General features: G+C 68.5%; 22 protein-coding genes. 10 read left to right on the top strand and 12 right to left on the bottom strand.

From position 1 onward, the window contains the following. Positions 1 to 76: 76 nt before the first annotated feature. The 4 genes from HWD93_RS05605 to HWD93_RS05590 are packed head-to-tail and all read right to left on the bottom strand — an operon-like array spanning position 77 to position 3,625. Positions 77 to 703: a response regulator transcription factor gene (locus HWD93_RS05605; RefSeq protein WP_261646299.1), complete on the bottom strand. Its 627-nt coding sequence runs from the start codon at positions 701 to 703 to the stop codon at positions 77 to 79. Further along, positions 700 to 1,899 carry a histidine kinase gene (locus HWD93_RS05600; protein ID WP_261646298.1) on the bottom strand — a complete coding sequence of 400 codons (1,200 nt, stop codon included), beginning with the start codon at positions 1,897 to 1,899 and terminating at the stop codon, positions 700 to 702. The genes HWD93_RS05605 and HWD93_RS05600 overlap by 4 nt, the downstream gene beginning before the upstream one ends. A 53-nt stretch (positions 1,900 to 1,952) precedes the next feature. After that, positions 1,953 to 2,789, bottom strand: a complete 837-nt coding sequence (locus HWD93_RS05595; protein WP_261646297.1) for an ABC transporter permease — start codon at positions 2,787 to 2,789, stop codon at positions 1,953 to 1,955. Next, a complete protein-coding gene (locus HWD93_RS05590) occupies positions 2,786 to 3,625 on the bottom strand; it encodes an ABC transporter ATP-binding protein (protein WP_261646296.1) in 840 nt (279 codons plus the stop codon). Before HWD93_RS05590 ends, HWD93_RS05595 begins: the two co-directional genes overlap by 4 nt. A gap of 208 nt (positions 3,626 to 3,833) precedes the next feature. Here HWD93_RS05590 and HWD93_RS05585 point away from each other — a divergent pair, with 208 nt between their 5' ends. From HWD93_RS05585 to HWD93_RS05565, 5 genes are all read left to right on the top strand, one after another. After that, complete coding sequence (locus HWD93_RS05585; protein WP_261646295.1) at positions 3,834 to 4,115, top strand: hypothetical protein; 282 nt, start codon at positions 3,834 to 3,836, stop codon at positions 4,113 to 4,115. After that, positions 4,112 to 5,848, top strand: a complete 1,737-nt coding sequence (locus tag HWD93_RS05580) for an alpha/beta hydrolase family protein (protein WP_261646294.1) — start codon at positions 4,112 to 4,114, stop codon at positions 5,846 to 5,848. Before HWD93_RS05585 ends, HWD93_RS05580 begins: the two co-directional genes overlap by 4 nt. Positions 5,849 to 5,880: 32 nt before the next feature. Further along, positions 5,881 to 6,318 carry a hypothetical protein gene (locus HWD93_RS05575; protein WP_261646293.1) on the top strand — a complete coding sequence of 146 codons (438 nt, stop codon included), beginning with the start codon at positions 5,881 to 5,883 and terminating at the stop codon, positions 6,316 to 6,318. A 100-nt stretch (positions 6,319 to 6,418) separates the two neighbouring features. Next, a complete protein-coding gene (locus HWD93_RS05570; protein WP_261646292.1) occupies positions 6,419 to 6,811 on the top strand; it encodes a hypothetical protein in 393 nt (130 codons plus the stop codon). Then, the gene (locus HWD93_RS05565) at positions 6,808 to 7,620 is read left to right on the top strand and encodes a hypothetical protein (RefSeq protein ID WP_261646291.1); all 813 of its coding nucleotides are present in this window, start codon (positions 6,808 to 6,810) and stop codon (positions 7,618 to 7,620) included. Before HWD93_RS05570 ends, HWD93_RS05565 begins: the two co-directional genes overlap by 4 nt. 17 nt (positions 7,621 to 7,637) lie before the next feature. On the opposite strand, the gene HWD93_RS05560 is transcribed toward HWD93_RS05565, so the two are convergent. Continuing rightward, on the bottom strand, positions 7,638 to 8,411 hold the full coding sequence (locus tag HWD93_RS05560; RefSeq protein WP_261646290.1) for an SDR family NAD(P)-dependent oxidoreductase: 774 nt from the start codon (positions 8,409 to 8,411) through the stop codon (positions 7,638 to 7,640). 133 nt (positions 8,412 to 8,544) lie between these two features. Between HWD93_RS05560 and HWD93_RS05555 the strand changes: the two genes are divergently transcribed. After that, positions 8,545 to 9,501: an AraC family transcriptional regulator N-terminal domain-containing protein gene (locus HWD93_RS05555; protein ID WP_261646289.1), complete on the top strand. Its 957-nt coding sequence runs from the start codon at positions 8,545 to 8,547 to the stop codon at positions 9,499 to 9,501. Positions 9,502 to 9,633: 132 nt separating this feature from the next. After that, entirely contained in the window at positions 9,634 to 10,566 is a 933-nt protein-coding gene (locus HWD93_RS05550) for an NADP-dependent oxidoreductase (RefSeq protein ID WP_261646288.1), read from the top strand. Between the two features lie 73 nt (positions 10,567 to 10,639). Here HWD93_RS05550 and HWD93_RS05545 read toward each other — a convergent pair whose 3' ends face one another. The 4 genes from HWD93_RS05545 to HWD93_RS05530 all read right to left on the bottom strand — a co-directional run bounded on the left by HWD93_RS05545 (position 10,640) and on the right by HWD93_RS05530 (position 15,262). Beyond that, positions 10,640 to 11,122: a hypothetical protein gene (locus HWD93_RS05545; protein ID WP_261646287.1), complete on the bottom strand. Its 483-nt coding sequence runs from the start codon at positions 11,120 to 11,122 to the stop codon at positions 10,640 to 10,642. Further along, positions 11,119 to 12,816 (bottom strand): alpha/beta hydrolase, encoded by a 1,698-nt coding sequence (locus tag HWD93_RS05540; RefSeq protein WP_261646286.1) that lies wholly within the window; start codon positions 12,814 to 12,816, stop codon positions 11,119 to 11,121. The genes HWD93_RS05545 and HWD93_RS05540 overlap by 4 nt, the downstream gene beginning before the upstream one ends. Next, positions 12,813 to 13,088 carry a hypothetical protein gene (locus tag HWD93_RS05535; RefSeq protein ID WP_261646285.1) on the bottom strand — a complete coding sequence of 92 codons (276 nt, stop codon included), beginning with the start codon at positions 13,086 to 13,088 and terminating at the stop codon, positions 12,813 to 12,815. Before HWD93_RS05535 ends, HWD93_RS05540 begins: the two co-directional genes overlap by 4 nt. A gap of 74 nt (positions 13,089 to 13,162) precedes the next feature. Beyond that, on the bottom strand, positions 13,163 to 15,262 hold the full coding sequence (locus HWD93_RS05530) for a nuclease-related domain-containing DEAD/DEAH box helicase (RefSeq protein ID WP_261646284.1): 2,100 nt from the start codon (positions 15,260 to 15,262) through the stop codon (positions 13,163 to 13,165). A 108-nt stretch (positions 15,263 to 15,370) separates the two neighbouring features. On the opposite strand from HWD93_RS05530, the gene HWD93_RS05525 reads away from it, so the two are divergent. From HWD93_RS05525 to HWD93_RS05515, 3 genes are all read left to right on the top strand, one after another. Beyond that, positions 15,371 to 18,001 (top strand): DUF262 domain-containing protein, encoded by a 2,631-nt coding sequence (locus tag HWD93_RS05525; protein WP_261646283.1) that lies wholly within the window; start codon positions 15,371 to 15,373, stop codon positions 17,999 to 18,001. A gap of 108 nt (positions 18,002 to 18,109) precedes the next feature. After that, positions 18,110 to 18,433, top strand: a complete 324-nt coding sequence (locus tag HWD93_RS05520) for a hypothetical protein (RefSeq protein WP_261646282.1) — start codon at positions 18,110 to 18,112, stop codon at positions 18,431 to 18,433. A 94-nt stretch (positions 18,434 to 18,527) separates the two neighbouring features. Beyond that, on the top strand, positions 18,528 to 19,190 hold the full coding sequence (locus HWD93_RS05515; protein WP_261646281.1) for a hypothetical protein: 663 nt from the start codon (positions 18,528 to 18,530) through the stop codon (positions 19,188 to 19,190). Here the strand turns inward: HWD93_RS05515 and HWD93_RS05510 are convergent. The 3 genes from HWD93_RS05510 to murQ all read right to left on the bottom strand — a co-directional run bounded on the left by HWD93_RS05510 (position 19,187) and on the right by murQ (position 23,805). After that, complete coding sequence (locus HWD93_RS05510; protein WP_261646280.1) at positions 19,187 to 20,029, bottom strand: hypothetical protein; 843 nt, start codon at positions 20,027 to 20,029, stop codon at positions 19,187 to 19,189. The genes HWD93_RS05515 and HWD93_RS05510 overlap by 4 nt on opposite strands. Positions 20,030 to 21,334: 1,305 nt before the next feature. Then, a complete protein-coding gene (locus HWD93_RS05505) occupies positions 21,335 to 22,849 on the bottom strand; it encodes a PTS transporter subunit EIIC (RefSeq protein ID WP_261646279.1) in 1,515 nt (504 codons plus the stop codon). Between the two features lie 41 nt (positions 22,850 to 22,890). Continuing rightward, a complete protein-coding gene (murQ, locus tag HWD93_RS05500) occupies positions 22,891 to 23,805 on the bottom strand; it encodes an N-acetylmuramic acid 6-phosphate etherase (protein ID WP_261646278.1) in 915 nt (304 codons plus the stop codon). Positions 23,806 to 23,812: the final 7 nt, after the last annotated feature.

Below are 23,812 nucleotides of genomic sequence, written 5' to 3'. Positions count from 1 at the left end.
CGCCGTCGATGACGGTTCGTCCCCGTCGTCGGAGGGCGGCGAGCTCCTGGGCGACCGCGGGACCGTCGGGGCAGGGTCAGCGCAGCAGGCCGAGCTCCATCGCGCGGGTCACGGCGCGCGTCCGGTCGTTCACGCCGAGCTTCTCGAACACGTGCCCGAGGTGAGTCTTGACGGTGGTCTCGCTGAGGAAGAGCGTGCGGCCGATCGCCGGGTTCGAGTTGCCCTGCGCGACGAGCTGCAGGACCTCGAGCTCGCGCGGTGACAGTGTCGGCCCGGTCGTGGGCTTGCCGGTCGCCCGGCGGACGAGGGCAGCTGCGGCCGAGGGTGCGAGTGCCGTCCCACCGCGTGCCGTCGCGCGCAGGCCCGCGAGGATCTCCGACTCCGGTGCCGCCTTGAGCAGGTACCCCGCGGCACCGGCCTCGATCGCGGCGAGGATCTGGTCGTCCGACTCGTAGGTCGTGAGGATGAGCACGCGGACGCCCGGCTCGCGGGCGAGGATCCGCGTGGTCGCGTCGTCGCCGTCGAGGCCGGGCATCCGGAGGTCCATCAGGACGACGTCGGGTCGTTCGGCGAGCGTGATCGCGACCGCCGCCTCGCCGTCGCTCGCCTGCCCGACCACCTCGACGTCGTCGGCGTCCTGGAGCAGCGCGACGATGCCGGCGCGGACGATGGGGTGGTCGTCCGCCACGACGACGCGGATCACCGGTGCACCTCCGTCCGTGGTGCGTCGACTGCCGGGAGGCGCGGCTCGGCCCCGGTGGGCAGCGTCACCTCGACGACGGTGCCACGCCCGGCGTCGCTCGTGATGGCGCAGGTGCCGCCGGCGAGGGCGAGCCGCTCGCGCAGGCCACGCAACCCGTGGCCTGCGGTCGGGAGGGACGCGTCGAAGCCGACGCCGTCGTCCGAGACCCGCAGGCCGACCCGGTCGGCTGCCACGTGCAGTGCGACCCGCGCCGTGGCGGCGTGGGCGTGCGCGCGGACGTTGGCCAGTGCCTCCTGGGCGGCGCGGAGCAGCACCACCTGCGCGTCGCGGTCCAGCGCGCAGTCCGCTGCCTCGACCGTGACCGGGACGCCGGTCTCACGCGTGAACCGCTCGCCGAGGCGGTGCAGGGCGGCGCCGAGTCCGTCGCCCGCCACTCCGGCAGCACCCGCCGCGACGAGGGTGCGGGACTCTTCGAGTGCTGCGCGCGCTGACTCCTCGAGGATGGTGAGTCGCTCGTCGAGTCGGTCGACGCGTTCGGCCGCGAGGTCCCCGCGGGCGCGCTCGGTGAGCATGACGATGCCGGCGAGGTTCTGTGCGACGGTGTCGTGGATCTCGCGGGCGAGGCGTTCGCGTTCGCTCGTCACGCCGGCGCTGCGGTGGGCCTCGGCGAGGGAGTCCTGGGTCGCACGGAGTTCGTCGAGCAGGCGGCGTCGTTCGTCGGAGAGCTCGGCGATCCGGGTTATCCAGAGTCCGAGCGCGCAGGCACCCGCGATGCTGACGCCCTCGATGAGGACCGTGCTGACGAGGCTGTCCGGGCCGCTCGCGATCTGGAGACCGACCCCCGCGGCGACGCCGATCGCGACCGAGACCACCACCGCCGTCCGTGTCCGGTCGATCTGGCACCACGCGACGGGGAAGAGGATGCACTGCACGAGGGCGGTGCTCGGGACGACCGCGGGGAGCACGAGCGCCGCGAGCACCAGCAGCGGGACGAAGCCGGCGGCAGCGCGGGGGACCTCGTAGCCGCGCCACCCGTACGCCGCGTAGGCGACGGCGAGGACGCCGAGCATCGCGAACGCCGGCCAGCGGTCCGCCCACGGGGACCACCCGAGCACGGTGATCACCGCGACGAGGGCGATCGTGACGCCGAACGCCACGTGCAGGCCCCAGTTGCGGTGCGCCGTGATGCGGTCCATGGCCTCAGCATCCCATCGCCCGGATGCCGCCGAGCGGTTTTCCACAGGCTGGATCACGCGTCCTTGCGATTCCACCGGAACGTCAGCAGGCAGGCCACCGCGCCCACGACCAGCCACGCTGTCAGGACGAGGGCTCCGAGGCCGAGGTGCCACGCGCCTCCTGGCTCGGCGGACGCGAACGCGTCGGGCAGGAAGACCGACCGCATGCCGGACGCCATCCACCGCAGGGGGAAGACGGACGCGACGTTCTGCAGCCAGTCGGGGAGTTGCGTGAAGGGGAGGTAGACGCCGGAGATGAACTGGAGGACCAGGACGATGGGGACGATCGTGGCGGTGGCGCGGCGGCCCTCGCGGGGGAGCGCCGAGATCGCGATGCCGAGGACGCAGCTCGTCGCGACCCCGAGGAACATGATGCCCGCGAAGTGCGCCCACGCGCCGCCGTCGGTGGGCAGGTCCACACCGAAGACGAGGCTCGCGATCGCCAGCAGCAGGGCGGTCTGCACGACCGTCGTGACGAGGACCATGCCGATCTTGCCGATGAAGTAGCTCACCACCGGCAGGGGTGTGCCGCCCAGACGCTTCAGCGTGCCGTCGCTGCGTTCGCCCGCGATGTCGACGCCGAGGGACTGCGTGCCGGACAGCAGGATGCCCGTCGCGACCAGGCCGGGCAGGTAGTACGTGGCGTAGTCGACGCTCACGTTGGGGCCGGCCTGGATGTCCGGCGCGCTGCTGAACGCGACCGAGAACAGCGCCAGCATGACGATGGGGAAGAGGAAGGTGAAGAAGACGGCGTCGGGGGCTCGGAAGTACGAGCGGAGTTCGTAGCCGATGCGGTGCGCACCGATCGTGGCGGCGTTCGTGGTGGTCGTGTTCGTCGTCGCGGTGCTCATCGGTGGCCGACCATTCCGAGGTAGACGTCCTCGAGGGACGGGCGGATGACTTCGAGGTCATGCATGGGTTCCGGGGTGCTCCGGATCAGGGCGGTCGGTTCGTTCGTGCGCCGTTCGTGGGGTTCGCCGACGTCGTCACGCCACCTGACTCGTGGGGTGCGGGCCTCGGCGCCGCCGATCTCGTCGATCGGGGCGATGTCGAGCAGCCGGCCGTCGGCGATGACCGCTGCCCGGTCGGCGAGGTGTGCGGCCTCGTCGAGGTAGTGCGTGGTGAGGAGGATCGTCGTGCCCTCGCGCTTGACCTCGTCGATGAGGTCCCAGAAGCGGCGCCGGGCCTCCGGGTCGAAGCCGGTCGTGGGCTCGTCGAGGAAGAGGACCTCGGGGCGGCCGATGATGCCGAGGGCGACGTCGACGCGGCGCCGTTGGCCGCCGCTCAGTCTGCTGATGCGGGTGTTGCGCTGCGGCTCGAGCCCGGTCTTCTCGAGGAGTTCCTCGACGCTGCGGTGCCGCGGGTACAAGGTCGTGAAGTGCCGGAGCTGTTCCGCGACGGTGACGTTGGGGGACTCGGCGCTGGTCTGCAGGACGATGCCGATGCGTGCGTTGTGACTGCGGCTCGCGCGGGCGGGGTCGTGGCCGAGCACCCGGACGTCGCCGTCGGTGCGGGTGCGGTAGCCCTCGAGGATCTCGACCGTGGTGGTCTTGCCGGCGCCGTTCGGGCCGAGGAGCGCGAAGGTCTCGCCGCGGGGGATGTCGAAGGAGACGTCGTCCACGGCGCGCTTGCCGGTGGCGTACTGCTTCGTGAGGTGGTGGACCTCGATGGCGGGGGTGTCGGGCATGGGTCCAGCCTGGCCGCTGGATGCGATGAGGGGATCGGCCGGTGCGGTGGTCGTCGCATCCTCCGATCGGAGGATGGCCCGACGGACTGGAGGCGCGGTGCGGCCTGGCCGTGCACCGGTCGTCCACAGGCTGGTTGCGTCCCGCAACGCGCGTGATATGTTGCCGGTGGGGGCGTCGCGGTGGGTGCGACGTCGGAAGGGGGAGACGATGGCCGACCTGCGGGTCTCGTACAGCACGCTCGACGGTGTGTACAACGCCCTGGACTCGGCGACGGAGACGTTCCGCAAGGCTCCGATGCCTTCCGACGGCGGAGCATTCGGCGCCGATGACGTGGCCGCAGCGTTCGCGACGTTCCGTGCCGCGCAGCAGCGATCGGCCGCGTGGCTGGGCGACACCAGTCGCACGCTCGGGCAGTACGCGCACGACACGAAGTCGCTCGTGCAGGACGCCGACGACGACCTCGCGGGCAAGGCCGGGGGTGCGGGATGACGGCCGACCCGCTCGCCGGCGACCCGGCCGCCGTCACGAAGCTCTCCCGCGCACTCGCCGACCGCCAGGACGACCTCCGCACCGGAGCCACGACGGTTGCTCGTGCCGCCGATGACGCAGCCGACTGGGAGGGCGCGTCGAAGGACCGGTTCTCCGCCACCGTCGGCACGATCGCACCCGCAGCACAGCGCATCATCGGTCGACTCGACGCCGCCATCGACGTGCTCGGTACCTACGCCGACGAAGTGCAGCGGATCCAGGACGAGGCCGAGCGCATCCGTGCGTCCCAGTTGACCACCGCCATGGACTCGGCCATCACCGCCCTGTCCCTCTCCGCGGCGAAGCTGGCCGTCTCGGCGAAGGACGCTACCGACGCCGACGCGCGACAGGCTCGCCGGCTGCAGTCCGACGCGGACGACCTCGCAGCGACCGCATCCCGTCTCGATGCCGAGTGGGATGCACTCGTCCGACGACGGGCCACGGCGGACCGTGCTGCGTCGGCCGGGCTGTCCGCCACCGACGTCCTCGGCGTGGCGCCTTCGTACTCGGGGACGCTCGGCAGGATGAGCGACGCCGACTTCCTCGCTGCCGTCGCCGCGATGCCGCCCGAGGTCCTGGCGGCGCAGGACCCGTCGGTCGCCGATCGGCTCGCCGGGATGCCGCTAGAGACCGTGCAGGCGTGGTGGGACGGGCTCGGTGGCCGGGGGTCCGCCGGCGAGCACTCGGCGGCGCAGGACGCGCTCATCACGGCGTTGCCGGCGGTGATCGGGAACCTGAACGGCGTGCCGTACTGGGCGCGGGACCAGGCGAACCGGTTGAGTGCGCAGCGGGCGTACGCGCAGGCGAGCGGCGCCCTGCGCGATGCTCAGGACAAGTACGGGAAGGCGGTCGGGCGGGCTGCGCAGGCTGCCGCCCAACGGGAGCTGATCTCGGCGCAGGAGCGGTACGACCAGCTGAAGAACTTCAGCGCCGGCGCCCGTACCCAACTCGACCTGGTGGACCAGGTTCCCCGGCAGATGATCACGTTCCACGATGGCGCGCCCCCGCTCGGTGCTTTCTCCGTCGGCGACCTGGACACGGCCGACGGCGTGTCGTTCCTCGTGCCGGGCATGGGGTCATCGCTCGCTGACACGACCCAGTACATGCGAGCCGGAGCGAACGTCCTGGCGACGCAGCAGCAGGTCGGGGCCGACACAGCGATCGTGTCCTGGATCGGGTACGAGGCACCGCCGAACGCAGCCAGCACAGGCAACCTCGGCGTTCTGGGCGAGACGTACGCTGACCGTGGGGCATCCAAGCTCGCCTCCGACCTGGTCGCCTTCCGCGCTGTACGGCCCGACGCGCAACTGAACGTCATCGCGCACTCGTACGGATCCACGACGACGGCACTCACGCTCGCCCGGAATCCCGATCTCGGTGTCCACTCGTTCGTCACCCTCGGCTCCGCTGGGATCCCGTCCTCCGTACCTGACGCGGCAGCCACGCACGCTGACCACATGTACGCGGCCCAGGCAGCAGAGAAGGGCGACATCGCCTACATCGGACGGAAGTATAGCTTCCCGCACCGGCTCGACCCCGCCGACGGTTTCGACGGGGTGACGAGGATCGACACAACCGGGACACACCGCGTGAACATCCACGGACTCACCGCGGGACAGGGATCAGGAGACCGAGGGTACTTGGACATCGGTACCCCTACGCTGTCCGATGTGGCGGAGGTGACGCAGCCGTGAGGGTGCAGTGGAAGACGGAGATCGTCATCGTCGTGGGGGCGCTCGTCGCCCTCGGCGTGACGGCATGCGCTGGAGGGGGCCAATCGATGCCGACACCGAAGGAAGCCAAGGCCGCGGCCGTGGAACTGCTGCTGAAGACCGAGGCGGCAGTCGACGTGCCGTGGCCGGAGACACCGGAACCGTCTGCCGAGAAGTGCCCGGGCGGCGTCCGCTTCGGCTACTTCGTGCCGGTGAAGACCGAGACGGATGCCCGATCGGTCGCACAGACGTTCCAGCGCCTGTGGAAGTCCGAGGGGCTGACTGTCGAACCGTCGCAGAAGGATTTCGGCGGCGAGGGCGGGATCCTCTACTCGGCGACGGCCGATGCTGACGGGGCCGCAGGTGCCGCCTACCAGGTGAACGCGACCTCGGTCGTCGTGCGGATCACGTCGCCGTGCGCCAGCGGGTCCGTCGACGACTACGACGAATGACGTGGGTGGTGTGAGCCGCCCGGGCCGAGCCCTCGCGGCGCTCGCCGGTGCTGCCAGCCTCGCGCTCTCCGGGTGCGGGACGACGAGAGCGGGACAGCCCATGACGATCGAAGAGGCACAATCGCAAGCGATCATCGAATTCCGGTCGGTGCTCGCGCTGGCTCCGGACACGTGGCCGCAGGAGGTGCCGAAGGCAGCCGCGTACGACTGTCGGATCGATGGGGTGCGGGCCGTGCAGTTCGGGTACTACGTCGAGGTGGACGCTCCGGACGATCCTCGAACGCTCGTGGCACAGGCAGGTGAGCACTGGGAGCGCGAGGGCTACGAGTTGTCGAAGACACAGACGGAGATGGACCCGGAGACCGGTCAGGTCTACGCCGTGGTGGCGCGAGCCGACGGCAAGCCCCGTGCTTCGATGGCAGCCACCAAGGTCCGCGCGCACGTCAACGTGGACTCGCGCTGCGTCCTCGGCGACCCGGACGACTACCGGTGACGGCCGGGGAACCCGAGTCCACCGCCGGGGAGAGCGCGACGGCTGACGACCTGCGGCTCCGGCGCAACCGGCTGATCTTCGGGATCGTCGTCGCGCCGATCGGAGTCCTGATCGCACTCTTCCTGTCGTTCGTGGTGCAGATCAGCTACGCGTGGCGATCGACGAGCGACGGCGGGGCCGCGGCCGGACCGCAGATCGTGGCGATCGTGATCGGCCTGCTCGCCACGGTCCCAGCGCTCATCGCCGGGATCCGAGCGCTCCGTGATCGAGTGCTCGAGGTGGCGGCATCGGGAGCGACGGTGGTCGCGGGCCTCGGGTTCGTCGCAGTCGTGCTGCTCGTCGTCGTGCCGGCGTTCGACGTCCTGCCGCGAGCCGCGCGTGAGGCGGACGCGTACCAGGAACAGCAGCGGCTGGACGAGCTCGACGACGTCGACTCCGGATTCGGGCCCGGATCGGCCGAGGAAGCGGGCCAGGAGATGCAGGAGTACGTCGACGATGCGCTGCAGCTGCTCGAAGTGGCGCCGAGCGCGGTACGGACGAGCACCTGGTCCACGAGCGGCACAACCGCCGCGGGCAACACCTGTCGGGCCTTCCACGAGCGCATCCGGCTCGGGGACGAGGTCGATCGCTCAAGTGCGGAGAAGGCGCTCCGGGCTTCGTGGGACACCGAGGGTGAGCGCACCGGGTTCGATGAGCAGAACGGCCGCCTCGACCTCAGCGTCTACTCCGCCGACGCCACGATCTCGTGGCTCAGGACCGACAACGTGCTCCTCGTCGAGAGCGACTGCATCCCGTCCGGGGCACCCTGACGGGCAGCGATGTGCCCTCAGCGCAGGCGCGTGGACGCGATCCCACCGTCGACGTCGAGCGTCCCGCCGTTCACGAACGCCGCCTCGTCCGACGCCACCCACCGGACGGCGCGGGCGATGTCGACCGGCTGCACCGGTACCCCCGCGGGCGTCCCCTGCGTCATCGCCGCGAGCGCGTCCGCCGAGTCCGCGTTCCCCGGCGTCGCCGTGGCCCCCGGTGCGACCGTCACGACCCGCACCCCGCGCTGCCCGTACTCGGCCGCCCACGCCCGGGTCAGCTGCTCGACCGCGGCCTTCGTCGCCGGGTAGAGCGCCATGAACGGCACACCCACCCGGGCCATCCACGAGCCGATGTTCACGACGACTCCGGACCCCCGCGTTGCCATCGCTGGAGCGAGCGAGGCCACGAGGACGTGCGGTGCGCGGATGTTCGTCGCGAGCAGCGCGTCGACGGTGTCGTCGGACAGGGACTCCGTCGGACCGCCGGGGTAGACGCGGGCGTTGTTCACGAGGACGTCGACGTGACCGCCGAGCAGCTCTCGGGCCGAGGCGGCGAACGCCCGGACGTCGGGAGCATCAGCGGAGAGATCCGCCACGATCGGGAGGGCTCGATCACCCCGGCGCTCGATGCCGTCGGCGACAGCACGCGTGCGGACGGCGTCGCGGCCGTGCACCGCGACGGTCATGCCGGCGGCAGCGAGCTCGCGGGCGATGGCCTCGCCGATGCCGCTCGAGGCGCCGGTCACGAGGGCAGTGCGGACGGTGGTCTGGTCGCGGGGTGCAGTGGTCATGCATCGATGCTCGATCCCCGGGCAGCCCCGAACCTTGCCGGATCCAGCGGGAACCTTGCCGGATCCCGCACGAGTTCCTCCACGCCGGGGACACGACTTCCTCGGCGCCGGGGGAACTGCGTAGCGTGGGCACGTGGACGATCGCGCAGCGCAGCACCTCGACCGCGCGGTGGAAGTGGCCTCGCGGCACGCCGCCGTGCTCGACCGGGCGTCCACCGTCGACACCGTCGCCCGTCCCGCCTCGGTGCAGCGGGCCGAAGCACTCGGCCTGACCGTCTCCCGCGTCCACGAGCCGACCGGACTCTTCGACCGGCGGTACGTCCCGTCGTTGTCCGTCGTCCTCCGCGGCCGGAAGCGTTCGATCGTCGGGGACGACGACCAGGTCTGGGGCCGCGAGCGGTTCATCATCACGCCCGTGGACCTGCCCGTGGTCGCCGGGGTGATCGACACGGCAGGGAGCAACGGCTTCGTCTCGGCGGTCTGGAAGCTCGACCCGGTCGTCGTCGGCGAGGTCGTCGCGTCGATGTCGAGCACGACCACCAGCACGAGCAGCACGGACCTCCCACGACTCGGCACGTGGACGGCCCCGCTCGCCGATGCCGTCAGCCGACTGCTCGCGCTGCTCGACGCCCCCGAGGACATCCCCGTCCTGTTCCCCCTCGTCTCGCGCGAGGTCGTCCTCCGCCTGCTGCAGACCGCGCAGGCGCCACGCATCACCGCCGCACTCGACCGAGCCGGAGCCGACGCCGGACTGGTAACGGCGGCAACCGCACTCCTGACCGGGCGCATGGACGAACCGTGGACGATGGAGCGCCTCGCCCGCGAACTCCGGGTCAGCGAGAGCACCCTCTTCGCCCGCTTCAAGCAGGCCACCGGCATGTCACCCGCGCAGTACCTCAAGCGGACCCGACTCGGGGAGGCGCGCCGCCGCATGGTCCTGCACGCCGACACCGCCGCCCGCGCCGCGGCCGCCGTCGGCTACCGCAGCGCCTCCCACTTCTCGCGGGACTACCGCGAGGCGTACGGCCGGCCGCCGGCCGCCGACGCCGTGGTGGCGCGCGAGCAGCTGGCGCTCGCCCCCGCCGTGTAGCCGGCCCAGTGCCGGACTGGAGGCGCGGGGCGGCGGTGATCCGCGCCTCCAGTCCGACGGATGGTGCGTCCCGACCACCGCCACCGGCCCGCTCGCTGGGTACGGCTGAGCGTCGTCCGGTAGACCGGAACGGTGAAGGTCGTAGGAGTCGAACAGTTCGGAGGGCCGGAGGCCCTCGCCGTCCACGAGGTGCCGGAGCCGCACGCCGGTGCGGGGTCCGTGCGGATCCGGGTGCAGGCGTTCGCCGTGAACCCGACCGACACCGGTGTGCGTGCCGGTCAGCGGGACAGCTCGCAGGCGTCGCCGCCGTACGTGCCGGGGATGGATGCAGCCGGGGTCATCGACGAGGTCGGGCCCGATGTCTCCGGATGGGAGGTCGGCGACGAGGTCATGGCGATCGCGCTGCCGCTCAGCGCCCACGGCGGTGCGTACGTCGAGGAGCTCGTCGCGCCGGTCGGGTCGTTCACGCGGATCCCTCGGGGGACGTCGCTTCCGCTCGCGTCCACGGTGCCGATGAACGGGCTGACGGCGTTGCAGATCCTCTCGCGGGCGGGGCTCGCTCCGGGGCAGACGCTCGCCGTGACCGGGGCTGCGGGGTTGCTCGGGAACTACGTCGTGCAGCTCGCCGTCGCCGCTGGGCTCACCGTCATCGCGGATGCTGCTCCTGCGGACGACGCGCTGGTCCGGTCGCTCGGGCCGTCGCACATCGTGGAGCGTGGAGACGGGTTCGCTGCTGCGGTGCGTGGCCTCGTGCCGGACGGGGTCGATGCGCTCGCCGATGCTGCGGTGCAGCGGGCTTCGGTGGTCGATGCCGTGCGCGACGGGGGAGTGTTCCTCGACGTGCGGGGATGGGAGGGCAACGGGGCTCGTGGGATCCGGTTCGAGCGGATCGCCGTGTTCGCGGAGTACCGGTCGTTCGACAAGCTCGAGCAGCTGCGGCATGCGGTGGAGAGTGGGACGGTGACGCCGCGGGTGGCGGAGGTGTTGCCGGCCTCGCGGGCTGGGGAGGCGCATGAGCGGGTCGAGGCTGGGGGGACGCGGGGGCGGTTCGTGTTGACGTGGTGAGGTGACGAGAGCGTGAAGGTCAGGAGGCGCGGTGCTGGTTGGTGCCGCGTCTCTCGTCTGTCGGCGCCGGCGATTATTCGTAGTCTGCGATGTCGCCAGTCCCGCATGCCGACTGGACCTCGATCGAGACGCGTCGCGGGCTGGCATTGACCGAGATGGATTCGACCGCCTGACCTGTGGTGACAGCTGACCAGAGCGGCCGACCGTCGTCGATCGTGTCCTGCTTGATGGTGACGTCGTAGTCGTGCTGCTTCCACGTCTTCGCGACCGCACGGACGAGCGACTCTGGATCCGTAGCGCCGGTCCGCTCCTGGTCCCACGAGAACGTGACGCCTGAGCTGTCGTTGCCCGTCGAGCACTCCGACGATGCGGGTCCGTCTGAGAGCGCGGTCCAATCACCGCCGGCAGCCTTCATCGTCTGCTTGACCAGGCTGACCATGCCGTCTCGTGCCTGCTCGGCGTCCATCTCGCTGCCTTTCGGTTGTTGCGTACATCCGGCCAGCAGCACCGAAGTACTCACCAAGGCCAGGATCGCTGTGACGGTGCGTGTGCTCATCGGTCCGTGAGCTTCCCGGTGGTCGCGCGGGCGATGTTGTCGAGCGATTCGGTGTTCTTGTCGAAGTACCCGTACTGCCCGGCGTGATCGGTCGCGTTGTTCCAGATCGGATCGTGACGATTCACGCCGTTCATCGTCGGGTCATGCGGGAGACCAGCTGTCGGCAAGTAGGTTGCGCCGAACGCGGGGCTGGCTGGATCTCGGCGAGTCATGCTGAAAGCCTGCCCGATCCACGACCAGTTGTCGCCCGGTAGGCCCGGGATCGAACGCGGCGCCTGTGCGGCGAAGACCTGATCGGAGTGGATGTCGTTGGCGGTCTTGATCTCGCGTTCCAGTCCTGCTGATCCAACGGTCACGTACGAGTCGACCCCGTAGTCACGGTGAGCGAGAGTGAGCGAGGACGTCGTCGACCCGTAGGAGTGTCCGACCACGTTCAGCGTTCCCTTGGTCGAGCCACGGGCAGCATTGAAGCCTGCGAGGTCTTGACCGAGTCGTTCGCTGCCTGCCCGAGCGAGATCGCCGTGCAGGACCGTCTTCGTTGTCGGGGTCTCGTAGTTGATCCACGCGACGACTGCTGCGTCGCCGACGTAGTCCTGTTGGCGGACCCGGAGGTTGTAGGCGGCTCGCTCCACGACCGTCATGTTCCTCGTGTCGGAGTCCATCCCGGGGACGAGGTAGGTGACATCGTGAGCCCTGTCGAGATCACCGATCGAAACAGCGGCAAGTGGAGGGTGGTGTGGGACGAGCGAGGTCAGCTGGACACCCTTGTACTTGCCGAGCGACGCGCGGATGTTCTTGTACGCGGCGAGGTCCACGCCGGACGCGGACGCGATGAGCGTCGTGAGTTGCTTGCGGTTCGCCCGGTCCCTCGCCCAGTAAGCGACGCCGTTCAGATTGCCGATCACGGCGGGGAACGCCGCGATCAGGGCGTCCTGCTCGGAAGAGTGCCCGTCGCTGCTTCCCCGCTCGTGAGAACCGCCCATTGAGGACCACCAGTCAGCGATCAGCTCGGGATCCGATACCGCATCAAGCCGGTCAGCTATCGCGGGATCGCCGCGCAGCGCGACTATCTGGTCAGGGGTCAACGAGCTCAACCAACTCAGGAGCTGACGGTCCGACATCCGCCCCACTGAGCGTGCTCGTACAGCGACGATGCCGACGGATTGGACGTCGGACAGCTTCGCGGCCGTTCCGTCGTCGAGGCGGGTCCGCTCAGCGATGAGCTCCTCCCAACGTGTGGAGAGTTGAGCGTCTACGGTGTCTTGCTGCATCAGTGCCTCAGTGACTCCGCGAAGCATGACGTGATCGGCTTCCACGTCCGTCCCGGCATCGACCGACTCGGTGAGTCGAGAGCGGTCCGTGACGAGTTGATCCCTCTCCTTTGCAGCACTGTCCTGCGCGGAGCGGATTCGGGCAGCTTCGTCCTGAATGCGCTCGACCTCGTCGGCGTAGCGCGAGAGCGTCTCCGCGAGGTGCTCGATGAGAGCGGCCGTCCGTGCGTAGGACGGTCCGAGCGTTTCAGCCGCTGACGTGAAGCGCTGTCTGGCCGAACCAGACCATTCACTGGCACTCAAGCCTGCCGCTGTCCGCTCCAGTCGAGTTTGCTCATCACGGAGCACCTGGGCCCGTGCTTCGTGGTGCCGCGCGGTGGCCCTGATCGATGCCGGAGCGCCGCGAGTCGGATCGGCCGTCATCCGGCGTCGCTCGCGAGGTCAGCGTCGCGGCGCATGAACTCCTCGGCTGCCGAACGCACCCACTCGCCGATGGTGTCCGTCATCTCCGCTATTGCCTGCACAGATCGGTCGTGTGACGTAGACGTTTCGTCGTGAGCCGCTGCGACCGCGTCGCTCCCGAAGTCCGCCCGGGCTTCAGCAGCTCCCGTTGCTTCGTCCAGCGCTGCGCTGATCCCCTTGATGCTCGTGCTCGCTGCGTCCATGGCTGCGAGGTCGATGATGAGATTCCCCAATGTTGCCCCTCCACCCGGGACAATATCAGATGTCGGTCGCGCTCAGGTGGCCTGCTCTTCTGCTCGCAGTCGGCTCAGCGGCTTCGCGGTGCGCCACTCCGCACCCCGACCCACAGTCCGTCCCGCGCCCGCGTCATCCCCACGTACAACTCCCGCCGGCCGCGCTCCCGCCGCTCTCGATCCGTCTCGGACGGCTCACCCGTCACCGGATCCAGCAGCCGACGATCGACGTGCGCCAGCAACACCTGCTTGAACTCGAGCCCCTTCGCCCGCTTCACGGTGCCGACCCGTACGGCGTCGGATGTCCTGCCGGAGTACTCGTCGAGCATGATCACGGGGATGCCGGCATCCCGCAGGACACCCCGGACGTCGTCCGCCTGCCGGTTCGTCGCCGTGAGGATCCCCACGTCCCCGTGCCCCGTCCCGATCAGCCGGAGCACCTCGCTCAGCCGCGCGATCATCGAGCGGTCGTGCTCGGCCCGGCTCGAGAACCGGTGGAACGCCGGCGCCGGCCCCGACCGCGAGATCGCCGACACCGTGTCACCGACGCCGTCCACGCCCTCGATGTCGACGAACTGGTCGTCCGCCACCATCTCCTTCGCGAACTCGAGTATCTCCGCGGTGTTGCGGTGGTTCACGTCGAGCACGACTCCGCGCCCGGAGAGTCTGATGCCGACCTCGCCGAGCGTGTACCCGCCCGGGTAGATCGTCTGCTGGCCGTCCCCGATGAGCGTCAGCCCGTCCGCGCGATCCCCGACGAGGTGGTGCATCAGCGAGACCATCGCGCACGACAGGTCCTGCGCTTCGTCGACGATCACCGCGTCGTACCGCTCGAGCGGTACCGCCGCGACCGCGTCGCGCGCGAGGAGGACGATGTCCTCCCAGTCGTGCGCGCGCCGCTCGCGCAGCCCGCGCGAGTACGCCTCGTACAGGTCCCACACGGCCTGCCGCGTCTCCACGGGCAGTGCGTGCTTGCGCCCGACGCGCGCCAGGTCGGCGTACTCGTCGAAGCGCGTCAGGCCGCGCCCCTTGATGACGTGCTTGATCTCGTCCTCCCAGTAGGAGCGCGAGAAACGCGAGGACCGCAGTGGACTGGAGGCGCGGATCGCGTTCCATGCGTCGTCGAACGCGAGCCGCGCCTCCCGTCCGGGCGTACGGAACGCGATCCCGCGTTCTTTCAGCAGGCGCGTGGCGAACGCGTGGACGCCCAGGAAGTCGACGCGACCGACCATGTCGGGCGCGAGGCGCTCGAGGAGCGACTCGAGGACCTTCGGCAGGGTGCCGATGAACGTCGTGAAGAGGATGCGGCCGCCGGTCGAGCGTGCGAGGTAGGCGGCGCGGTGGAGGCCGACGACGGTCTTGCCGGTTCCGGCGGCGCCGCGGATGCGTGCCGGGCCGTTGAAGCTGCGGCGGACGAGCTTCGCCTGGGCGGGGTCGAGGAAGGCCATCCAGTCCTCGATGGGTGCCTCGAGGACGCCGTCGAGGAGCTGGTCCGTGAGCTCGTCGTCGAGCGCGGGGATCGTCGGTGCGGGTTCGCGGGGGAGGACGGCTGCGGGGACGACGATCTGCGGCGGTGCAGCTGCGTCGTCGCCGATCACGGGGAAGTGGGTGAGCATCGCCGCGAGGACCTCGTCGACGCGTGACGCCGAGAGCCGTGCGCCGCGCTTCGTGATGTGGCCGACGAGGTCGTGCGTGCCGATGACGTCGACGGACGCGACGCGGGCATGCATGCGCTTCTGGCCGGCGAGTGCTGCGACGGCGTGGACCTCGCCCGGTGCGAGCCCGATGTCCGCGAGGGCGGCCTCGGTGCTGTACGCGAGGTCGGCGAGGCGGGCGATGTCGTCGGTGACGTCCTCCTGGCCGCGGGTGATCCGGTCGCCGTGGACCGCGACCTCGCGCCACGCCTTCGTGTCGACGATGAAGACGCCAGCCCGGCCGACGACGACCATGTCCACCTGGGCCGTGCGGCTGCCGGGCCAGCGGCGGTCGGCGAGGAGGTGGTAGCCGATGCCGGCGAGTGGGGCGAGGAGCTGGGCGGTCTCGCTCTCGGTGCGTTCGGCGATCTCGAAGCGGGCTGCGCGTTGTTCGGCGTCGTGTGCCTGGCGGCGGAGTTCCTGTGCGTGACTGCGTTGGCGGCGTGCTTCGACACCGGCCGATTCCCCGGCGATCGTCATGGTGTTGTCCCTCGGGGAGTCCCTGGTCCTCGGTGCCGCTCGTCGTCCCCGAGACGAGTGGTGTTGAACCATCCTCGTGGGTGGGGAGCGTGGGCGGGAGTACCCGTTGTGGGGTGGCGGGCGGACTTCCGCATCGATTGTGCGGTTCCGCAAGTCCCTCACGTGGGGCGTGGAATCCAGCTGGCTTCTGTCCCTAGGATTCAGACGACTGAGGGGATACACATGGACGTGCGTGAAACGACGCTGCAGGAGCTGCTCGGGGGCCCGAAGCAGTACCTGGTGCCGCTGTACCAACGGCCGTACGCGTGGCAAGGACGCCAACGTGATCGCCTCTGGAGCGACATCCTCGAACTCGCCGAGACACGCCGGACGAACCCGGGTGCAACGCACTTCATGGGGTCCCTCGTGCTCTCGACCGGCGCCATCGTCCCGACCGGCATGGAGTTTTTGGTCGTGGACGGTCAACAGCGGTTGACGACGTTGTCGATCCTGCTGTGTGCGCTGCGCGACTACCTCCGAATCCACCAGAAGGATCAGCCGATGCTCGCGGAGAGCATCCACGAACAGTACGTGGCCGATCGGTTCAAGCCGGGCGACGCACGATTGAAGCTCCTGCCGACACAGGCGGACCGCGACGCTTTCCGCGCTGTTGTGGACGGCGCAGTCGGCGCTGATTCGGATTCCGGCGTGGGGCAGGCCTACTCGTTCTTCCGCCGAGCACTCGAGCTCGCAGATGATCCGGACGACCCACATGACATCGAGCGGATCCGCGAGGCTGTGCTCGGCGGCCTGACCTTCGTGTCGATCACCGCTCGCGACGAGGACAACGTCTACCGGATCTTTGAGTCGCTCAACAACACCGGACTCCGGCTCACCCAGGGAGACCTGGTGCGGAACTACCTGTTCATGCGGCTCGGATCGCGTGGCGAATCCGTGTACTCGTCCTGGTGGCTGCCGATGCAACGTCGTCTGACCGGGGACGACCTCGAACTCATCTTCTGGCTCGATGCGGTGGCCGACGAGCCGCTCTTGAAGCAAGGCGACATCTACAGCTACCAGCAGGCTCGCCTCGCGAAGATGGAGGACGAGCAGATCCTCGAGGAGATCGAGCGGTTCAGCCGCCTCTCCGAACAGCTCGCCGTCATCCGAGATCCGTCGCTCGAGCCCGAACCGGCCCTCCGGAAACATCTGCAGCACCTCGCGGAGTGGGGATCGACGACCACTGTGCCGCTCACGCTCCGGCTGATCGCCCGCCGCGCGGCCGGCACGAGCAGCGCGGAAGAGGTCGCCGGCGCGCTCGCCGCGATCGAGTCGTACATCGTGCGGCGGACGATCGGCGGTCGACCTGGACAAGGCTTGAACCGCACGATCCTGCAGGCTTGTGGAGTCATCGACGACCGCCCGGTCGACCGTGTGCTCCTGGACTACTTCTCGACGGGCCGGAAGTACTTCGCAACCGACGACCAGATCCGTGATGCCATCCGCACCCAGCCGTTCTACCTCCGTGGCCTCCGCACGCAGCAGAAGCTCATCCTCAAGTGGGTGCAGGAGGAACGCAACCCGAAGGAGCCTGTCGACGTCGAGAAGTCGACGATCGAGCACATCCTTCCCCAGACCCTGACGCCTGAGTGGCGAGCAGCACTTGAGGTAGACCTCGGGGACGATGAAACAGTAGAGGAGGTCCACGAGCAGCTCGTCCACCAGCTCGGGAACCTCACGCTCACCGGCTACAACTCCGAGCTGAGCAACCGGTCGTTCGCCTCGAAGCAGGAGGACTACCGGAACAGCAGTTACAGCGCGCTCAACCAACGCGTGCTCGAGGCTGCGGTCTGGGGCCGCGAGCAGATCCGTGGTCGTGGCGAATGGTTCGCTGACCGGATCATCGAGCAGTGGTCTGGTCCGGACGAACGCATCCCGCCCGAAGCGACCGGGCGCGACTGGTCGCTCGTCCACCAGGCGATCATGGCGATCCCCGCTGGTCGGTGGTCGTCGTACGGCGATGTGGCGGCGCTCATCGGGACCCATCCAGTACCGCTCGGCAACCACCTCAGCAGCGTTCCGGTCGCGGGTGCGCATCGTGTCCTGCAGGGCGGAGGAACCATCTCTCCGGGCTTCCGTTGGCTGGAGGCCGACGACGACCGCGACCCGCGGGCCGTTCTCGAGATGGAGGGTCTGCAGTTCGGGCCGAACGGCGCAGCCGATGAGTCTGCTCGGATCTCGACCGCCGGCCTCGCCGAACTCATCGGGCTGGTCGCAGAGGGATTCGAGGGCACCGACACGACTTCCGACCGCTCGTTCCTGGGGCAGCTCGCAACCGCGAACCCGCCGAGCATCGTGCACGGCGTCACGGAACTGTTCGACGCTTGGAAGGAAATCGGAGGCACCGTCGAGTACGGCTCGAACCGGGAGATCAGTGCCTTCATGACCGCGCCACGGCGAGACGGCGCAGAGAAGTCGCACTGGCCGTTCACGATCTACCCGATCAGCGGCACCGTCGAAGTAGTGTTCCAGTACCTGCGCGACCGACCACCGTTCGACGACGTCGCTCTTCGCGGGGAGTTCCGGGCGCGACTCAACGCCGTCTTGGGGATCAACCTCCCCGCCGCCCGGATCGACAAGCGGCCGTCGTTCCCCATTGAGGTACTCACCGAGCCTGCTCCGCGTGAGCAGGTCGTCGAAGCACTGCGATGGTTCGTCGCCCAACTTCCGGGCGCAGCCGCAGAGGAGTCTGCAGCATGACGATCACCGCGCCAGATCTCGCCCGAGAGCTGCAGGTCGACCCGAAGCGCCTTCGCGCCTTCCTCAGACGAGTAGCCACAGATCATCGCCTCCACGAACGGTGGGCGATTGATCCCGATCTGGCTGCCCTGGCGCGAGAACGCTTCGGCGAACAACCAAGATCAGGAGACCACGATGGACGACCAGATCGAGGTCATCAGCGACGGTAACGGCCTCGCTGCCCTTGGCGAGCCAGCAACCGACGAGTACGGCCTCAGCGGCGTGCGGGAGGTCGGTGTCGTTCGGATCACCGGTCACGACGTTCGAATCCGGCCGAGGACGCCGGTGCAGCGCTTGCGCGTGACGCTCGGTCATTTGCGGGCCGGCAGCGCGATCTGGGAGGACGCGGACTTCAGCTTCATCGCTCTGGGCTCTCTGCGTCAAGAGGCGTAAGCGCCCCCCCGAACTTGGGACAGCCAAATTTGTCCTCGCTTTCTCCTCTCCAGTAGGCTAAGTGTTGAATTCTCAACATATGGAGGGGTGGCCCGTGGGCTTTCTGGAAGACTGGGACCTGAGCTACGACGAGATCGATGAGCTCCTCACGGACAATCCGAGCCTGCGCAGTTTCGTCATGGGCTACGCCGCGGAAGTCAAGTGCAAGTCGATGTTTTTCGCCGGTGACCGGCGTGTTTCAGACCTGTACAAGCCCGACGACCACGATCGGACAGCTAAGGGCGACTTGATCCTGACCTATCGCGGTCAACGGTTTGCGATCGAAGTCAAATCAATTCAATCAGCCAGCATGCGACCACGGAAGCGTACGGGCCTTATTCAACCGTTTTTCCAGTGCGACGCGTCGGATCGCCGGACGGTATACTTTGACGACGGCTCGGAGGTAGCCACGACCTCATTGCTCGTGGGCGAGTTTGATGTCTTGGCTCTGAATATTCATTCATTCACTGGTGAGTGGGATTTCGTGTTCGCCAAGAACAGCGACCTTCCGACGATGCTTGGCACCACGCGGGGCGCAGCGGCAAACTTCACTCCATATCAGCAGTCGAGATTGCTTCGCACTTCGATCCAGATTGACCTAGAACCGGATCCGAGGACTTACAGTAGAAACCCGTTCGAAGTTTTCGACAGCGTGATCATCGACCGCAGTCGCGGCCAGGACCCGAATCTTGCTGGTGTGAGTATTGAGGAGGACTAAGCCTCGTACTTTACTCTTGGCACGGGGGTCGGCTGGCGGGTCTGAAGGAGTGCGTCCAGCCGCACCTGTTCAGTCTTAGTTGGTCTGATTCGCTTCGGGAAGGAGGGGTTCCGTTTCACAAAGACGAGAAAGTAGGAGTGATTCTTCCGGGCGTGCTCCTGCTTGACCATCCGAACGATGCCGGGGCGGTTCGTGCGCACCACTACGAACAGGTCTTTGCAATAAAAGCGCTCTTCCCACGCGTTGATGAGCTCCACATGGGTGAGTCGTTGACGATTCGCAGATACCTCGTCCTGGCACTTGACGATGAAAATCCCATAGTTGCGGAGTGTTCGCCATGCCTCCTCCCCTGCCTTGAGGTAGAGGTCGAGAACGGCGTCGTGGTACTTGGGCGCACCTTCGACTTTTTCGGTGGCCTTCGAATCAGAATAGCGCTCTCGGAACGCGGAGTGGGACCCGCCCCCGGCCATGTGGTTTTCCTTCTGGCGGAAAAGGCCCTCCATGTAGGGGGGGTCGAGAACGACCGCGTCGAGGGAACCGTCTTCGTACGGGAGGTCTCGGCAATCGATTCCCATCTGAAGGTCACTCGGCAGGATTTCGTACTCGAAGTCGTCAACCTGTCTCCAAAAAGCACCCTTGCCCCAGGTGGTGTCTGCGATGCGACTTCCTTTGGGAATGAAGAGATCGAGGATCTCGCGGAAAAGTGGAGCATTATCTCCAATGTGAGCGCTACGAACAACCTCGTTCGTGGACGCTCCTTTGGGGCGCTTGCGGGTGCTCCCTTCCGCTGCGAGCAGCGACGCCTCGCCAGCGCGCAGTGGCGAGTCGATCAAGGGCACGGCGGGATCCATCGAAGGCATAGCCACTAGCTTATCGCGTGCCCCCGACACTGCTGTACCGATGCGGGCAGCTCGCTCGGGATCGCGCCCGGGACCTGAGCACCGGGAGCGAGCGTGCCCATCCTTGCTGCCCGTGGCGTGGGGAGCGGGTGAGAGCAGGTCCGTGGGCAGTGGATCGTGAATCGAGACGAGTGAAACCGAAAAGCAATGTGCTCTCGGGCTTCCCTCCTTTTATCTTGGCCGTTTTCGGTCACCCTCTCGGCGTAGCGTTTGTGTCAGCTATGGGTTCGCATGGTCGATAACGAGCGTGGTGACGTCAGCCAATTTCGATAAGTTCCTCCATGCAGGAGATTGCGAGAATCGGCGCTCCACTTCCGACCGGGGTGATAGTCATCACGAGTAGGCCGATCACTGCACCGCGAATGTCGGGTGGCGGATCGCGCGACGTAACCTCCACCTCCCCTAGTACGTCCCCGCTGCCGGCAAGTGCACGGCGCCCGACCCTGCCGGCCTCGGCTCACGAGCCGCTTTGGCCAGCGGCATCCCAGCTAAACACTCCCGCCGGTGCTCCTGCCGGTCATCGCTTCGGTAGCATCGGGGAGTTCCGATTGGGAACCGCCAGCTCTTTGAGCACCGTCGGGGGCATGCCCGGCGACGCAATATCATCCAGCACGACGACTTCGTTCCCGACGACAGACCGGGGGCACGCACGCGAGCGATCGGTCGACGCGGAATCTCCATGTAGACGTCGTCCACACCTGCGTCGAAGGGCGCCAGCGACTGGCTTTGTCCAATGTTCCGTGACGGTCGGCGGCCCCTCCGCGAGCGCCCGGCGTCGGACGGAGTCACCCGCGACGAACACCCCGACCAACGACCCAAACGAACGGGCGACCGCGACCGACGGACGCCAGCGCGATCCCGGTCCACTTCAGCGGGGAGAAGTGGTCGATGAGCTCGACGTGCTGGTTAGCGAACGGTGCGAGGTCAGCGTCGCGCAGGGTGCTTGGGTCGAGTGCAATTGGCAGCACCGAGCGATCGGGTGAGCCTCGGTGGGGAGAACCCGAAGTCGAGCCGGACCCATGCCGTCCCGATCGGCCGCAGGAACCCCCACGGCGAACTGCCTAGCAGCCGAGCCGTTTGGGAAGAAACGACGACGGCCGCGAGCCGGGAATCTTTGACTGCCGCCACGAGCCGGACACCCGTACAACGACGTGGACGCGAGCGAGGCACCGACTGAAGCCGCGGCCGAGACCGCAGGACCAGCGAGCGGAGCATTTGCCTGGCACGCGCTCGCGTCCAACCGCATCACCGCTCAGCCCCTACCGGTTCGGCAGCTGACGCTGCAGCGGAAACGGTTGCAAGCGGCGCGGAGGGAGCGACCGGGTCTCTGGACGGAGCCGCCGACTCCGCCTCCAGATCAGCCCGCACCGAGTCCGACACCCCGAACACCATGGTCGCCACGAACCCCACCACGTACGCCACCACGAGCCCCGACCCGTACCCGAGCAACGCCCAGCCGTAGCCAGAGGACCCGTTCAACAGCGGGATGAGCGACAGGTCCGACGCCCCGATGGCGATCGCCCCCACGGAGTGCCCGAGCTGGTCGAACAGCCCGACGACCCCGCCACCGAACGCCCCACCGATGCACGCAGTGATGAACGGCCGCCCGAGGGGGAGCGTCACCCCGTAGATCAGCGGCTCGCCGACCCCGAGGAACCCAGCCGGCAGCGCCCCGCGGATGGTCCGCACGAGCGAGGCGTTCGACCGGAACCGCACCCACAGCGCGATGCACGCACCGATCTGCCCGGCACCACCCATCGCCAGTACGGGGAGCAGCACGGTCCACCCGGTCTGCTCGATGAGCGTGGCGTGGATCGGGATGAGCCCCTGGTGCATGCCGGTCATGACGAGCGGCAGGAAGAGCCCGCCGAGGATGAAGCCGGCGAAGGCCCCGCCGTTCGCGAGCAGCCAGGTCGCCGCGGTGCCGATGGCGACAGAGACGACGCCGGCGACGGACATCAGGATGCCGAGCGTCACGGAGCCGGCGACGAGCACGGTGACGGTCGGCACGACGATGAGCGCGATGACGTCCGGCGTGACCTTCCGCATGAAGCGCTCGACGTAGGCGGCGAGGATGCCGCCCGCCAGCGCTCCGAGCACACCGCCCTGCCCGGGCGCGAGGGTCTCGCCGAACACGGTGACGTTCGCGACACCCGCAGCGACGATGATGCCGCCGACGGCCCCGCCGAGGATGGGCGTCCCGCCGAACTCCTTCGCGGCGTTCATCCCGACGAACACGGCGAGCAGGGACAGGAAGCCGGAGGACAGCACGCCGAGGAACGGTGTCACCCCGGGCAACCACCCGAGGTTCGTCAGGATGCCGTTGATCCCGGCGATGAGCCCGCAGGCGATCAGCGCGGGGATGAGTGGGATGAAGATGGCCGAGATGCGACGGATGGCACGCATGGTGCGGCCGTCGGAACGGGCACGGGCGGATGCCTTGATCGACGCGCCCCGCGCCGCCAGCTCCTCGGGCGACACCGAAGCCGAGGGCGCACCCGGAACAGGAGCAGCACGCAAAGACTCCAGCGAATCAGCCACCCGGTCCACCAACCCCGGCCCGAGCACGATCTGCAGGTTTGACCCGGCGGCGATCGCGGCCATGACCCCCTCGGTGGCCTGGAGAGCGGGCAGATCAACAGAGGAAGGAGAAGCCACCTCGACCCGCAGCCGGGTCATGCAGTTCTCGACGTCGGCGATGTTCGAGGACCCACCGACGGTGTCGAGGATCTGTTGTGCGAGTTGCTGTGCATCGGTCATTGATGGTGCTCCTCGGGGGAAGGAAGGACGAACGGGAAAGATCAGGAAATGACGGCGCGCAAGGAGCCGTCGGCAGCAGCGAGCCGAGAACGGACGACGGATGCTGGCGACCCGGTGAGGATCATCGCGATGGCCGTCTTGACCTCGCCGTCCGCAGCATCGAGGGCAGCAGCGACCTCGGCCGGAGCAGCCTCGGTCACGTCCTGTACGAGCGAGAACGACCGCGCGACGAGCTTCTCGTTCGTCGCCCGCACGTCGACCATCCGGTTGCCGTACGTCTTGTTGCTGCGCACCATCGCCAGCGTCGTGAGCATGTTCAGCACGAGCTTCTGCGCGGTCCCCGCCTTCAGGCGGGTCGACCCGGCGATGAATTCGGGACCGACGACCACGTCGATGGCGATGTCGGCTTCCCGCCCCGCGGCCGAGTCGGGGTTGCACGCGACGGAGACGGACAAGGCGGACCTGCGCCGCGCCTCCAGGATGGCCGCGATGACGTAGGGGGTCCTGCCGGACGCGCTGATCCCGACGACCACGTCGTCGGCCGTCAGGCCGAGCGCGTCGAGGTCGCGGACGGCGGCTGCTTCGTCGTCTTCTGCGCCTTCGACGGCGGTGGTGAGGGCGACGGAACCGCCGGCGATGACGCCGACGACCTGCGCGGGGTCGGTGCCGAAGGTGGGTGGGCACTCGCTGGCGTCGAGGACGCCGAGCCGGCCCGGCGTGCCGGCGCCGACGTAGATCAGGCGGCCGCCGCGCGAGAACGCTGCGGCGATCGAGTCGGCGGCGAGGGCGATGGCCGGGAGGCACGGCTCGAGTGCCGCGGGCACGCTGCGGTCGAGCGCGTTCATGCGCTGGGCAGCCTCGAGGGTGGAGACGAGGTCGATGTCGTCGAGGGACGAGTCGGTGGCCTCGGTCGCGAGGTGCTGCAGCTCCTCGCGGAGGTCGTCGTGGTGGTGCATGGTGCTC

The organism is Curtobacterium sp. C2H10, from assembly GCF_025407985.1.
In the GTDB taxonomy this organism is placed as follows: Bacteria; Actinomycetota; Actinomycetes; order Actinomycetales; family Microbacteriaceae; genus Curtobacterium.
Note: the sequence above shows the minus strand (reverse complement) of the source record. Positions and strands in the feature narration are given on the sequence as shown.